This is a genomic window from Arthrobacter sp. B2a2-09 (genome assembly GCF_027587375.1).
Taxonomy (GTDB): Bacteria; Actinomycetota; Actinomycetes; order Actinomycetales; family Micrococcaceae; genus Arthrobacter.
Genome location: NZ_JAMXIC010000124.1, coordinates 1 through 269, shown reverse-complemented (window position 1 = coordinate 269; position 269 = coordinate 1). Strand labels below are relative to the sequence as shown.

Below are 269 nucleotides of genomic sequence, written 5' to 3'. Positions count from 1 at the left end.
ATTCCTAGAGGGTGGCGGCCATCGGGTCCCAGTCCTCGGGGAGGGCCTGGGAGATCGCGGCGGAGCTGTCGACGCCTACAAAGGTGCCGGTTTCGGCGGACTCGGAAATGGAAACCAGGGTATCGACCACGTGGTAGGCGAGGGCTCCCTGGGCGCGGTGCGGGACACCGGCGCGGAGGGAACGGGCCATGTCCAGCACGCCCATGCCGCGGCCGTTGGCCGGTCCCGTGGCGGGGATGGTTTCGGCTTCTTCGGCCCCTGCGCGCCAG

General features: G+C 70.3%; 1 pseudogene. It reads right to left on the bottom strand.

The window, feature by feature from the left end:
• Nucleotides 1-4: 4 nt before the first annotated feature.
• Nucleotides 5-269 (bottom strand): annotated as a pseudogene (locus NFJ07_RS25830) (Gfo/Idh/MocA family protein); the annotation flags it as partial.